Source organism: Micromonospora sp. NPDC049523 (assembly GCF_040676775.1).
Lineage (GTDB): Bacteria > Actinomycetota > Actinomycetes > Mycobacteriales > Micromonosporaceae > Micromonospora_G.
The window spans coordinates 1-12,854 of sequence record NZ_JBFAPP010000034.1 but is presented as its reverse complement, the minus strand read 5'-3'; the positions used below and the strand labels follow the sequence as shown (position 1 = coordinate 12,854).

Annotated in this window: 12 protein-coding genes; 8 read left to right on the top strand and 4 right to left on the bottom strand. The window is 72.0% G+C overall.

Annotation, left to right across the window (positions count from 1 at the left end; translation table 11 throughout):
• Positions 1-203: 203 nt before the first annotated feature.
• The 3 genes from tatA to AB0J90_RS33075 all read left to right on the top strand — a co-directional run bounded on the left by tatA (position 204) and on the right by AB0J90_RS33075 (position 2,494).
• Positions 204-503 carry a Sec-independent protein translocase subunit TatA gene (tatA, locus tag AB0J90_RS33085; protein ID WP_326558564.1) on the top strand — a complete coding sequence of 100 codons (300 nt, stop codon included), beginning with the start codon at positions 204-206 and terminating at the stop codon, positions 501-503.
• 18 nt (positions 504-521) lie between these two features.
• Positions 522-1,454, top strand: coding sequence for a twin-arginine translocase subunit TatC (tatC, locus tag AB0J90_RS33080; protein WP_363602766.1), 933 nt, complete (start codon positions 522-524; stop codon positions 1,452-1,454).
• Positions 1,455-1,570: 116 nt separating this feature from the next.
• Positions 1,571-2,494, top strand: coding sequence for a diacylglycerol kinase family protein (locus AB0J90_RS33075; protein WP_363602838.1), 924 nt, complete (start codon positions 1,571-1,573; stop codon positions 2,492-2,494).
• A gap of 79 nt (positions 2,495-2,573) precedes the next feature.
• On the opposite strand, the gene AB0J90_RS33070 is transcribed toward AB0J90_RS33075, so the two are convergent.
• Entirely contained in the window at positions 2,574-3,353 is a 780-nt protein-coding gene (locus AB0J90_RS33070) for an HAD-IA family hydrolase (RefSeq protein WP_363602764.1), read from the bottom strand.
• An 86-nt stretch (positions 3,354-3,439) separates the two neighbouring features.
• On the opposite strand from AB0J90_RS33070, the gene AB0J90_RS33065 reads away from it, so the two are divergent.
• Positions 3,440-6,241, top strand: coding sequence for a DEAD/DEAH box helicase (locus AB0J90_RS33065; RefSeq protein WP_363602762.1), 2,802 nt, complete (start codon positions 3,440-3,442; stop codon positions 6,239-6,241).
• Positions 6,242-6,386: 145 nt separating this feature from the next.
• On the opposite strand, the gene AB0J90_RS33060 is transcribed toward AB0J90_RS33065, so the two are convergent.
• Together AB0J90_RS33060 and AB0J90_RS33055 are read right to left on the bottom strand one after the other, a co-directional pair.
• Positions 6,387-7,307 (bottom strand): 5'-3' exonuclease, encoded by a 921-nt coding sequence (locus AB0J90_RS33060; RefSeq protein ID WP_363602760.1) that lies wholly within the window; start codon positions 7,305-7,307, stop codon positions 6,387-6,389.
• 73 nt (positions 7,308-7,380) lie between these two features.
• Complete coding sequence (locus AB0J90_RS33055) at positions 7,381-8,361, bottom strand: aldo/keto reductase (RefSeq protein ID WP_363602836.1); 981 nt, start codon at positions 8,359-8,361, stop codon at positions 7,381-7,383.
• A gap of 138 nt (positions 8,362-8,499) precedes the next feature.
• On the opposite strand from AB0J90_RS33055, the gene AB0J90_RS33050 reads away from it, so the two are divergent.
• The 4 genes from AB0J90_RS33050 to AB0J90_RS33035 all read left to right on the top strand — a co-directional run bounded on the left by AB0J90_RS33050 (position 8,500) and on the right by AB0J90_RS33035 (position 12,098).
• A complete protein-coding gene (locus AB0J90_RS33050; protein WP_363602756.1) occupies positions 8,500-9,612 on the top strand; it encodes a Xaa-Pro peptidase family protein in 1,113 nt (370 codons plus the stop codon).
• Positions 9,609-10,748, top strand: coding sequence for an acyl-CoA dehydrogenase family protein (locus tag AB0J90_RS33045; protein ID WP_363602753.1), 1,140 nt, complete (start codon positions 9,609-9,611; stop codon positions 10,746-10,748). The genes AB0J90_RS33050 and AB0J90_RS33045 overlap by 4 nt, the downstream gene beginning before the upstream one ends.
• 20 nt (positions 10,749-10,768) lie before the next feature.
• A complete protein-coding gene (locus AB0J90_RS33040) occupies positions 10,769-11,029 on the top strand; it encodes a GNAT family N-acetyltransferase (protein ID WP_363602834.1) in 261 nt (86 codons plus the stop codon).
• A 133-nt stretch (positions 11,030-11,162) separates the two neighbouring features.
• Entirely contained in the window at positions 11,163-12,098 is a 936-nt protein-coding gene (locus AB0J90_RS33035; protein WP_363602748.1) for an oxidoreductase, read from the top strand.
• 51 nt (positions 12,099-12,149) lie between these two features.
• Here the strand turns inward: AB0J90_RS33035 and AB0J90_RS33030 are convergent, their stop codons facing one another.
• Positions 12,150-12,707 (bottom strand): GNAT family N-acetyltransferase, encoded by a 558-nt coding sequence (locus AB0J90_RS33030; protein ID WP_363602746.1) that lies wholly within the window; start codon positions 12,705-12,707, stop codon positions 12,150-12,152.
• Positions 12,708-12,854 lie beyond the last annotated feature (147 nt).

The following is a 12,854-nucleotide window of genomic DNA, read 5'->3' as shown; positions in this document are numbered from 1 at the left end:
TCGGCTCCGTGCTCCGCTCCGGTCCCCGACCGGAGCGTTCGGGCAGGAAGAGCCCGTTGTACGGGTTGACGGGGCGCCTGCGTTGGTCAAGACTTCACCGACCGGATGCAACTGGCATCATCCCGTCGGGTGGCACGGGCCGGTAACACACGTACGATAGGCCCCGACACTCGCAATTCCACGAAGACCGACTGGAGCTTCCCATGGGTGCCCTCAAGCCGTGGCATATCGCCGTACTTGTGGTCGTGCTGATCCTGCTCTTCGGCGCGAAGCGGCTCCCGGACGCGGCCCGCTCGCTGGGCCGTTCGCTGCGGATCATCAAGGCCGAGACCAAGAGCCTCACCGACGATGACAAGGACCTCGCGGAGAAGGCCGACGCGCAGCACAGCCGGCAGCCGTACACGCCGGACCCGGTGATCCAGCCGAGCAGCGTGCACCAACCGGGTTACCAGCCGCCCGCGCCGCCGGTCACCGACCCGGTGCAGCGCGTCCGCGACAACTGACCCGGAGGCCCGAGCATCGTGGCCTTCGCACTTCGTAAGCGTGGACCGAGCCAGTTCGAGCGGGCCGCCGACGGCTCGATGACCCTGATCGAGCATGTCCGTGACCTTCGTACGCGGCTGTTCCGGGCGTCGCTGGCGATCGTGATCGGGTTCGCCGTCGGTATGTGGTTGGCCGACGCGGTCTTCGAACTGCTCAAGGCGCCCTACTGCGACCTGCCGGGGATGACAGAGCCCGACGGCAGTTGTCAGATGACACAGCTCGGTCCGGCCGACGGCTTCCTGCTCCGCCTGAAGATCGCACTGTGGGTGGGTCTGGTCGTCGCCGCGCCGGTCTGGCTTTACCAGCTCTGGGCGTTCATCGCACCCGGCCTGCACCGGCACGAGCGCCGCTACGCGTACGCGTTCACCGGTCTGGCGGCGCCGCTGTTCGCCGGTGGCGCGTTCCTGGCCTACTTCGTGGTGCACAAGGGACTCCAGTTCCTGCTCGAGTCCGGGGTCACCGGACTCGACACCCAACTGGAGGTCACCCGCTACATCTCGTTCGTCACCAGCATGATCCTGATGTTCGGGGTGGCGTTCGAGTTCCCGCTGGTGATCCTCATGCTCAACTTCGTGGGCATTGCCAGCGCCAAGCGGTTGCTGAGCTGGTGGCGGGTCGTCATCTTCCTGTTCTTCGCCTTCTCCGCGGTGGTCACCCCGACCCCGGACCCGTTCGGCATGACCGCGTTGGCGATCTGCCTCTCCGCGCTCTACTTCGCCGCGGTCGGGGTCGCGTTCATCAACGACAAGCGACGCGGGCGGGGCAAGGAGGTCTACGCCGGGCTCGACGACGACGAGGTTTCCCCGTTGACGCACGAGCCGGAGCCGGTCGAGGCCGGGGCACGGGTCGAGACGGTGACACCGGTGGCGCCTCCGAAGCCGATCGACAGCCGCTACGACGACATGACCTGACCGGTCACAGGACGGACGACCTGAGGCTCGATCACCGCCCGGCGAACGAGGGATCGGCATCCTCGGCGCCGGGCGGTACCGTGCTCGCCGTGAGCGCACCCGAGCATCGTGATCCGATCGGTTCCGCCACCGTTCCGATCGGGGACGGACCGGTGGCCGTGCTCGCCAATCCGACCGCCGGCCGGGGCCGGCACGGGGACCTGCTGCCCGCCGTACTGGAACGGCTGGGTTCGACCGGGCGGCCGGTACGCGTACTCGATGCCCGTACGGCCGCACAGGCCCAGGCCGGTTGCCACGCCGCGGTCGCCGACGGCGTCGCCGCGCTCGTCGCGGTGGGCGGCGACGGCACGGTGCACCTGGCCCTGCAGGCGGTAGCCGGCACACCGGTCGGGTTCGGGCCGGTGCCGGTCGGGACCGGCAACGACTTCGCCCTGGAAACCGGCTTCCCGGCCGACCCGATCGCCGCCACCGACGTGATCACCGACGCGTTGCGCGCCGGCCGGGCCCGCCCGGTCGACCTGGCCCGGATCACCGGGGCGGACACACCACCGCGCTGGTACGGCGCGGTGCTCGGCGCCGGCTTCGACGCGATCGTGAACGAGCGGGCCAACCGGATGCGCTGGCCGCGCGGCCCACGCCGCTACGACCTGGCCATCCTGGTCGAACTCGCCCGGCTCCGGCCGCGGTCCTACACCCTGCGCCTGGACGGCGTGGCACACGAAATCGAGGCTGTGCTGGTGGCGGTCGGCAACTGCGCGAGTTACGGCGGCGGGATGCGGATCTGCCCGGCCGCCGACCCGACCGACGGGCTGCTCGACGTGGTGGTCGCCGGAGCGGTCGGTCGGGGCACGCTGATGCGGATCAAACCGCAGGTCTACCGGGGCACCCACGTCGAACATCCGCTGGTGCACGCCTACCGGGCCCGGACGGTGCAACTGCACGACGCCGAGGGCATCGTCTGCTACGCCGACGGGGAGCGGATCGGCCCGCTGCCGGTGACGGTGGAGGCGGTGCCGGGCGCGGCCCGCCTGCTGCGCTGAGCGGGCCGGCACCGACGCGAATCCGACGCAGGGCGGCAGCGGCCCGGCTCACCTCGCCCCAGACCTCGACGACCGATGCTCAGCCGTTGCCGGCGTCGCGGATCGCCAGGTCGAGGACCGCGCCCAGACCGTTCGGTCGGCCGGCCTCGGCCGCCGGCAGCAGCAGCGCGGCGCACCCGGCGCGGACCGCGCCTGCGTCCGCCGGGCTGTCGCCGACCATCAGCGCACGCTCCGGGTCTACCCGAAGGGCGCCGCAGGCGCGCAGGAAGATGTCCGGATCGGGCTTGCAGCGGCCCACCTCGTACGACAGCACGTAGGTGTCGATCAGGTCGGCGAGTCCCCAGGCGGTGAAGAACGGCCGGATGTCGAAGCCGATGTTGCTGACCACCGCCACCGGCACCTTGGCCGCCCGCAGGGCCTGGAGCGTGGCCGCGGTGTCGGTGTACGGCACCCAGCCCTCCGGTCGCAGCAGCCGCTCGTAGAGCGCTTCGGCCAGCCCGTCCACGCCGGTGTTCACGGTGCTGGCGAGCCCCGTGTACGCGGCCCGGTGGGCGTACTCGTAGAGATCACGGTTGGCCCACACCTCGGCCAACTGTGGCGGTACCCGGTTCGGCAGGGGTCCACCAGCCCGTCCGGCAGTGATCAACCGGTCGGCGAGCACCGTCGCCCGGCCCCGGTCCAGTGCGGTCCCGCACTCGGCCGCCCCGGCGACGACCCAGCTGACCGGGTCCTCCACCTGCGCGAGTGTGCCGTGGAAGTCGAACAGCACCGCGTCGACCGGCCGACGTGGCGGTGCCGGGAGCGTGTTGGCGGCTCCGCTCGGCGTACGGGGGTTGGGCGGTTCGGCATGGTCCGGCACGTCGTGCACCCTACCGACCGGGTGAGACCCGTCTGCTCGACGGCCTCACCGCATGGGTGGTGCCGGCACGCATTAATCTTGACCCTATGTCGAGCCCCGCCGAGCGGTACGCAGCGGCGCGCCGCCGGGCCGCGCAGGTCACCATGTTTCCCGCGTTGGACGAGTTCGCCCTCGATCTTGGGTTCGACCTCGACGACTTCCAGCGTGAGGCGTGCCAGGCGCTGGAGCGCGGCAGCGGGGTGCTGGTGTGTGCGCCGACCGGCGCGGGCAAGACCGTGGTCGGAGAGTTCGCGGTCCATCTGGCGCTGCGGGGTCGGCCGGCGGCCGACGGTGCGCCGCTGCCGGTCGAGCCGACGCCGGTGCGCAAGTGCTTCTACACCACGCCGATCAAGGCGCTGTCGAACCAGAAGTACCACGACCTGGTCGACCGGTACGGCGCCGACCAGGTCGGCCTGCTCACCGGCGACAACGCGATCAACGGCGACGCCCCGGTGGTGGTGATGACCACCGAGGTCCTGCGCAACATGCTCTACGCCGGCTCCGCGACCCTGGCCGGGCTGGCGTACGTGGTGATGGACGAGGTCCACTACCTCGCCGACCGGTTCCGGGGCGGGGTGTGGGAAGAGGTGATCATCCACCTGCCGGAGTCGGTGACCCTGGTGTCGCTGTCGGCCACCGTCTCCAATGCCGAGGAGTTCGCGGACTGGCTGGTCACCGTACGGGGCGAGACCGAGGTGGTGGTCAGCGAGCACCGACCCGTACCGCTCTGGCAGCACATGCTGGTCGGTCGGCGCAACTTCGACCTGTTCCACGACGCCGACGCCGCCCGCAAGCACGACGTACACCCGGAACTGCTGCGGTACACCCGCGAGATGCTGCGCCGGTTGGAACTCGGCGACGGGCGTACGCACGGGCCGGGCTGGGGGCGCAGCGGTGGCCGGGGACCACGGTGGCGCGGCCCGCTGCGGCACGAGATCGTCGAGCGGCTGGAACGCGAGGACCTGCTGCCGGCGATCCTGTTCATCTTCAGCCGCGCCGGTTGCGACGCCGCCGTACAGCAGTGCCTCGCCGCCGGCCTGCGCCTGACCACGCCGGACGAGCGGACCGAGATCCGCCGGGTGGTGGAAGCACGGATCACCAGCCTCGCCGCCGAGGATCTCGCGGTGCTCGGCTACTGGGAGTGGCTCGACGGGCTGGAGCGCGGGCTGGCCAGCCACCATGCCGGCATGCTCCCCGCCTTCAAGGAGGTGGTCGAGGAGCTGTTCGTCCGTGGCCTGGTCAAGGCGGTCTTCGCCACCGAGACCCTGGCACTGGGCATCAACATGCCGGCCCGCTGCGTGGTGCTGGAGCGGCTGGTGAAGTTCAACGGCGAGGCCCACGTGGACCTGACGCCGGGGGAGTACACCCAGCTCACCGGGCGGGCCGGGCGGCGGGGCATCGACGTCGAGGGGCACGCCGTCGTGGTCTGGTCGCCGGAGGTGGATCCCCGGCACGTGGCCGGGCTGGCGTCCACCCGCACCTATCCGTTGCGGTCGAGCTTCCGTCCGTCGTACAACATGGCGGTCAACCTGGTCGGTTCCGTGGGTGCGGAATCCGCCCGGGTGCTGCTGGAGTCCTCGTTCGCGCAGTTCCAGGCGGACCGGTCGGTGGTCGGCCTGGCCCGGCAGGTGCAGCGCAACGTCGAGACGATCGAGGCGTACGGGGTGGAGGCGGAGTGCCACCACGGGAACTTCGACGAGTATTTCGCGCTCCGGTCGATGATCGGGGAGCGGGAACGAGCGCTCAACCGGCAGGGTCAGACCCAGCGGCGCAACGCGGCGATCACCGCCCTGGAGCGGCTGCGGGTCGGTGACGTGATCCGGGTTCCGTCCGGGCGCCGGGCCGGGCTCGCGGTGGTGCTGGAGCCGGGGGCGCCGGGGTTCGGCGAGCCCCGACCGCTGGTGCTCACCCAGGACCGGTGGGCCGGCCGGATCACCCCGGCGGACTTCACCACCCCGGCCGAGGTGCTGGCCCGGATCAGGGTGCCGAAGAACTTCAACCACCGCTCGCCCGCCGCCCGCCGCGACCTGGGGGCGGCACTCAACGGGCTGGGTCTGGACCGGCACTCCCGCCGGGGCAGCCGGGGCCGGGGCAGCGGCGAGGACGACCGGCTCACCCAGTTGCGCGCCGAGCTGCGCCGGCACCCGTGCCACGCCTGCGCCGACCGGGAGGAGCACGCCCGCTGGGCGGAGCGGCGCCGCCGGCTGGAGCGCGACACCGACGAGCTGAGGGAGCGGGTGGCGGGCCGTACCGGCTCGTTGGCGCGTACGTTCGACCGGATCTGCGGGCTGCTCGCCTCGCGCGGATATCTCACCCCGGAGGGCGAGGTGACCGACGCGGGCCGGATGCTGGGTCGGATCTGGACCGAGGCGGACCTGCTGGTCGCCGAGTGCCTGCGCCGGGGGGTCTGGGACGGGCTCGCCCCGGCCGAGTTGGCGGCGGCGGTCTCGGTGGTGGTGTTCGAGGCCCGGCGTGACGCCGAGGAGCGGGCCTCGGTACCCCGTGGCGGGGTTTCCGACGCCGTCGAGGCAACCCTGCAGCTCTGGGCCCAGTTGGAGGCCGACGAGGCGGCCCAGGGGCTGGAGTCGACGCGTGAGCCGGACCTGGGGTTCGTCTGGCCGATCTACCGGTGGGCCCGTGGCGAGGCGCTGACCAAGGTGCTGGGCAGCGGGCACAATCTCGACGGGGACATGCCGGCCGGTGATTTCGTCCGCTGGACCCGGCAGGTGGTCGACCTGCTCGGCCAGCTCTCCAACGCCAGTGGCGCGAGCGCCGACCTGCGGGCCACGGCCCGGCAGGCGATGGTGGCGATAAACCGAGGAGTTCTCGCGTACCACGCGACGGCCTGAATCGACGATCAGCTCTCCGGGCCTCGGTGGTCATCGCCGTGGTCGCTGCCACCGTGGTGCTCTGGCTCGCGGTGACCGTACGCAGTCCGCTGGCCATCGTCGGCTCCGCGCTGGTGACGGGTATCGCGGCAGGTCCGCGATGGGCTCAGCGATCCGCGGCCATCGCGTCGACCAACCGCCGGCAGGACCCGGCCAGGTTCCACTTCTCGGCCAGCGCGAACAACCGCTCCGGGTCCGCCGGGACTGTCCGCAGCCGGGTGTCGAGGGCGGGCAGCGGCACGTCCAGCGCCACGCGTACGACCTGTGGGGCGACCGCGAGGTAGTCGTGGGCGGCGACGAGCTTCGTACGCAGCCCAGGTGCGAAACCGGATCCGGGCTCGTCGAGCGCGGCGAGGATGCCGTCCAGGCTGCCGTACCGGTCGATGAGCCGGGCAGCGGTCTTCTCTCCCACCCCGGCGACGCCGGGCAGGCCGTCGCTCGGGTCACCGCGCAGCGCGGCGAAGTCGGCGTACCCGGCGGCCGGGACGCCGTACTTGGCGCGTACCGCCGCGTCGTCGCAGTCCTCCAGCTTGGCCACGCCCCGGCCGCAGTAGAGCAGCCGTACGCCTCGGCTGTCGTCGATGAGCTGGAACAGGTCCCGGTCACCGGAGGCCACCTCGACCGGGCCGGGCTGGGTGGCGGACAGGGTGCCGAGCACGTCGTCCGCCTCGTACCCGTCCGCGCCGATCGCCGGGATCCCGATCGCCGCCAACACCTCCAGCAGCAGCGGCACCTGCGGGGCCAGGGTGTCCGGCACCACCTCGCCACCGGCCGGCGCGACCCGGTGCGCCTTGTACGACGGCAGCAGCGCCACCCGGAAAGCCGGCCGCCAGTCGTAGTCCAGCGCGCAGACCAGCCGGTCCGGCCGGCGGCTGCGGATCAGCGAGGCGATCATGTCCAGGAAGCCCCGGACGGCGTTGACCGGGCTGCCGTCCGGAGCCCGCGCGGCGGACTCCGGGATGCCGAAATAGGCCCGGAAGTAGAGGCTGGGAGCGTCGACGAGGAGCAGGGGGCGTCGGTCGGTCACACCCGACAGCCTGGCACAGTCACGGCCCGCGCCGGAGCCGACGCCCCGGCACGGGCCACGACGGGCCGTACGCTCAGGAATGTCCTCGGACCGGGTGCGGCCGGTACGGCGCCTCCAGCGCGGCGCGCTCGTCGTCGTCGAGGCGGAGCCCGACCGCCGCGACCGCGTCCTCGATATGGCCGGGCTTGGTCGCGCCGACGATCGGGGCGGTGACCGCCGGCTGGTGCAGCAGCCAGGCGAGGGCCACCTGCGCGGGTGGCAGACCGCGCCGGTCGGCGACCCGGCCGACCGCGTCGACCACGGCGAAGTCCGACTCGTCGTAGAGCGAGTCGGCGAAGGTGTCCGAGTGGGCCCGGGTGGTACGCCGTTCCCCGCCCCGGCTCCGGGTGCCGGCGAGCACCCCGCGGGCCAGCGGGCTCCACGGGATGACCCCGATCCCCTGGTCGAGGCAGAGCGGCAGCATTTCCCGCTCCTCCTCCCGGTAGACCAGGTTGTAGTGCGGCTGCATGGAGCTGAACGGGGTCCAGCCGTTGACCCGGGCGACGTGCTGGGCCTTGGCGAACTGCCAGGCGTACATGCTCGACGCGCCGAGGTAACGGGCCTTGCCGGCGCGGACCACGTCGTGCAGCGCCGACATGGTCTCCTCGATCGGGGTGTCGTAGTCCCACCGATGGGTCTGGTAGAGGTCGACGTGGTCGGTGCCGAGCCGGCGCAGCGAGTCGTCGATCGAGGCGAGGATGTGCTTGCGGGACAGGCCCCGGTCGTTCGGCCCGTCACCCATCTGGTTGTAGACCTTGGTGGCCAGCACGTAGTCGTCGCGGCGGTCGAAGAGCGTACGCAGCAGCTTGCCGGTGACCTCCTCGCTGGCGCCGAGGGAGTAGACGTCGGCGGTGTCGAAGAAGGTGACGCCCAGTTCGACCGCGCGGCGGACCAGCGGTTCGGCGTCGCTCTCGTCGAGCACCCAGTCCCGCCAGGTGGGCGAACCGTAGCTCATCATCCCCAGGCAGACCCGCGACACCCGCAGGCCGGTGCCACCGAGCCGTACGTATTCCATTGTCATGGTGGCGAGCCTATGCGGCGCCGGAGGTCGGCCCGGACCCACGCCGACCGCCCGGCGGCGGTGTCCGGGGCGATCCACCGGATGTAGCCCTTGGGTGACGCCCCTCACCCGAACGACCGTTAAGCTAGTGGGGTGCGCATAGACGACCTCTACCCACCGCAGCGGCTGGCCGCCGCCCAGCGGGCCACCGCCCGGGCCGGCCTGGACGCGCTTTTGATCACCCCCGGTTCCGACCTGCGCTACCTCACCGGTTACCACGCGCATGCGCAGGAGCGGCTCACCTGTCTGGTGCTGCCCGCCCACGGCGAGCCGACGCTGGTCGTACCGGCTCTGGAGCGACCGGCGGCGGAGGCGTCCCCGGCGCCCGGCACCGGCGTACGCATCGTCGACCACGCCGACGGCACCGACCCGTACCCGCTGGTCGTGGCCGCGCTCGGCGGACCGGTCGGCAACGTGGGCCTGGGTAACCGGATGTGGGCCGAGCAGGTGCTGGCCCTGCGGGACGCGCTGCCCGGCAGCACCCAGCGGCTGGCCGGCGAGGTACTGCGCGAACTGCGGTTGCGCAAGTCGCCGGCCGAGGTGGCCGCGCTGCGCGAGGCCGGCGCGGCGATCGACTCCGTACACGCCCGGATGGGGGAGTGGCTGCGGCCGGGGCGGACCGAGGCCGAGGTCGGCGCCGACATCGCCGCCGCGATCCGGGCCGCCGGCCACGCGACCGTGGACTTCGTCATCGTCGCCGCCGGAGAGAACGGCGCCAGCCCGCACCACGCCACCTCCGAGCGCCGGATCGCCCCCGGCGACCCGGTGGTGGTCGACATCGGCGGCACGATGCCCACCGGCTACTGCTCCGACGCGACCCGGACCTACGTCGTCGGGGACGCGCCGACGGACTTCGCCGACTACTACCGGGTGCTGTACGCCGCCCAGCGCGCCGCCGTCGCGGCCGTCCGCCCCGGCGTACCGGCCGAGGCGGTCGACGCCGCCGCCCGTGACCTGATCACCGACGCCGGGTACGGGCCGGAGTTCCTGCACCGTACCGGCCACGGCATCGGCCTGGACGGACACGAGGACCCCTACCTGGTCACCGGCAACGGCCGGGCACTGGAGCCAGGCATGGCCTTCTCCATCGAACCGGGCATCTACCGGGCCGGGCGGCACGGCGCCCGGATCGAGGACATCGTCGTCTGCACCGTGGACGGCGTCGAACGACTCAACACCATCCCGACGGAGCTGGTGCAGCTATGACGGTCGACCGCATCCTCCCGACCGAAGAGGCGTACGAGCTGCTCGCGCTCGTCACCGAGATGGCCGACCGCGAACTCGCCCCCCGCGCCGCCGACTTCGAGGCCCGCGGCGAGTTCCCTCGCGAGGTGCTGCGCACCCTCGGGCGCAGCGGTCTGCTCGGCCTGCCCTACCCGCAGGAGTACGGCGGATCCGAGCAGCCGTACGAGGTCTACCTGCAGGCACTGGAGATTCTCGCCAGCCGCTGGCTCGCGGTCGCCGAGGCGGTCAGCGTGCACACCCTCTCCTGCTACCCGACCGCCGCGCACGGCACCGAACAGCAGCGCAAACTCCTGCCGGACCTGCTCGGCGGCGAACTGCTCGGCGCGTACTGCCTCTCCGAGCCGCAGGGCGGTTCGGACGCCGCCTCGCTCACCACCCGGGCGGTCCGCGAGGGCGAGTGCTACCGGGTCACCGGCACCAAGGCGTGGATCACCCACGCCGCGACCGCCGACTTCTACAACGTCTTCTGCCGGACCGGCGGGCCGGGCGCAGGCGGCATCTCCTGCCTGCTCGCCCCCGCCCGAGGCGCCGGGATCGAACCGCAGCGCGCGGAACGCACGATGGGGCTGCGATCCTCACCGGTCGCCCAGATCGTCTTCGACGACGCCCGGGTGCCGGCCGACCGGCTGATCGGGGAGGAGGGTGACGGTTTCCGGATCGCCATGGCCGCGCTCGACTCGGGACGCCTCGGTATCGCCGCCTGCGCGGTGGGGCTTGCCCAGGGCGCGCTTGACTACGCCGTCGCGTACGCCCGCGAGCGGCAGCAGTTCGGCCGCTCGATCATCGACTTCCAGGGGCTCGGGTTCCTGCTCGCCGACATGGCCACCCAGGTGGCCGCGGCGCGGGCGTTGACGCTGGCGGCGGCCCGGCTGCGTGACGCCGGGCGGCCGTACCGGATCGAGGCGGCCAAGGCCAAGCTCTTCGCCACCGACACCGCGATGCGGGTGACCACCGACGCGGTGCAGGTGCTCGGCGGCGCCGGCTACGTCGCCGACCACCCGGTCGAGCGGTACTTCCGCGAGGCGAAGGTGTTGCAGATCGTCGAGGGGACCAACCAGATCCAGCGGATGGTGATCGCCCGCTCGTTCTCCCGCTAGCCGCGGGCGGAGCGGCATCGCTGCCGGGTCGAGGGTGGCTTGTAGCATCGGCGGACCACCGCGGGTCGGGTGTGGCCACGTTGCTGCTTGCCGAGGCCGAGCGACTTGTTGCCGGCTCCGGCGCGGGCCGGGCCTGGCTGTCCGTGGTCGACGGCAACACACGGGCCCGGCGGTTCTACGAGCGGTGCGGGTGGGTCGACGACGGCCCGTTCGACTATGCGGCCGAGGTGTCGGGCGGCACGATCACGGTGCCGGTTCGCCGTTACGTCAAGACACTCTGAAGCCGCCCACACCGAGCACAGGCGACCTGAGCACGGTGTCGCGGTAGGTCCGGTTCCACCGCGGGCCAGCGGGCCAGCGGGGACGTCCACCGGCCGGTGGACACCTGCCGCCGAGAACGTCATGCTGGATCGCATGGACGAAAGCAAATGGACTGTTGGTCGTATTCCCGATCAGACCGGGCGGACCTTCATCGTCACCGGTGCCAACAGTGGCCTCGGTCTGGCCACCTCCAGACAGCTTGCCCTGCGCGGGGCCCACGTCGTCATGGCCGTGCGCAACGAGACCAAGGGCCGGCAGGCCGTTGCCGATCTCACCGCCGCGCAGCCGGACGCCAGCCTGGAACTGCGCCACCTCGACCTCGCCGATCTCGACTCGGTGCGGGCGTTCGCCGACCGGGTCCACGCCGACGGGCTACCGGTGGACGTACTGGTCAACAACGCCGGCGTGATGATGCCGCCGCGCGCGCTCAGCCCCCAGGGCCACGAGATCCAGTTCGCCGGCAACCACCTCGGCCACTTCGCACTCACCGGCCTGCTGCTGGACATCCTCCAGCGGGGCAACGACCCGCGGGTGGTCACCGTCAGCTCGGGCATGCACCGTCGCGGCCGCATCCACTTCGACGACCTGACCGGCGCCCGCAGGTACTCGCCGACCGCCTTCTACTGCCAGTCCAAGTTCGCCAACGTCCTGTTCGGGCTGGAACTCGACCGGCGGCTGCGGGCAGCCGCCAGTCCCGTACGCAGCCTGCTGGCCCACCCCGGTTACGCCGTTACCAACCTGCAGAGCAGCGGGCCGACGGGCGTGATGAAACTGCTGCTGACGAGCGTGGGTAACCGGCTGCTCGCCCAGGACGTCGAGATGGGGGCGCTGCCGCAGTTGTACGCGGCCACCGATCCACTCGCCGAGGGCGGTCAGTTCATCGGCCCCGACGGGCAGGGTGAGTACAAGGGACATCCGACGACGGTCCGACCGGTCGCGTCCGCCGAAGACCCGGCCACGGCCGCGCGACTGTGGACGCTCTCGGAGGAGCTGACCGAGGTCCGCTACGACCTGCCCGCCGCCGTGTGACGCTACGGCGTCCCGCACGGCATGGTCCGTGCCGGACGGCAACGCGTACGGTCAACGGCTCCCGGCGTCGACCTCGTAGATGACCTCCAGGCCGTCCTCGTCGTCCCACTGCTCGCCGACCTCGGCGAAGCCGTACTGCGATGCCAGAGTGCGAGAGGCGACGTTGTCGGGGCTGATCGTCACCCGGACCGTGCGCACCTGCGGTTCACGGGCGGCCCGGTCGAGCAGGAACTCCAGGGCGGCGCGGGCGTATCCCCGTCGACGGTACGCCGGATCGACCGCATAGCCGATCTCGACCATCCCCGACGGATCCGGAGGCCCGTGGTAACCGGCCCGGCCGACCGCCACCCGCTGCCGTTCATCCCAGATGACACCCGTGACCCACGCCGCGCTGGCCGGATCCTCCTCGACCTGCCTGCTGCGCCGCCGCCATGTCCCCCGCCACTCGGGGCCGGCGAAGTACGCCGAGAGGGGCACCGGACTCACCGCGTTCGCGGCCGCCAGGTCGCCGTCGGCCAGGGCACGGAACACCGGCGCCGTTAGCTGGACGATGCGTACCTGCTGCGGTGGACGCCGCTCGGGCTGGTCGACCTGCTCCTCGGGTTGCACCCGGCAAGCATGCCAGTCGGGCCCCATCGGCGGCGCTGGGACCGGTGCGGGTGAGCGTCGGGGTGGGACGGGCCGCTGGTACGCCCACATCACCCCGCCGGAGCACCCGAGGTGGGACGAAAGGGATCGTTATCGCCAAGATCACTT

Coding starts and splice junctions, on each gene's coding strand:
- tatA (WP_326558564.1), top strand. CDS start 204: ATGGGTGCCCTCAAGCCGTGGCATATCGCCGTACTTGTGGTCGTGCTG.
- AB0J90_RS33065 (WP_363602762.1), top strand. CDS start 3,440: ATGTCGAGCCCCGCCGAGCGGTACGCAGCGGCGCGCCGCCGGGCCGCG.
- AB0J90_RS33055 (WP_363602836.1), bottom strand. CDS start 8,361: ATGGAATACGTACGGCTCGGTGGCACCGGCCTGCGGGTGTCGCGGGTC.
- AB0J90_RS33045 (WP_363602753.1), top strand. CDS start 9,609: ATGACGGTCGACCGCATCCTCCCGACCGAAGAGGCGTACGAGCTGCTC.
- AB0J90_RS33035 (WP_363602748.1), top strand. CDS start 11,163: ATGGACGAAAGCAAATGGACTGTTGGTCGTATTCCCGATCAGACCGGG.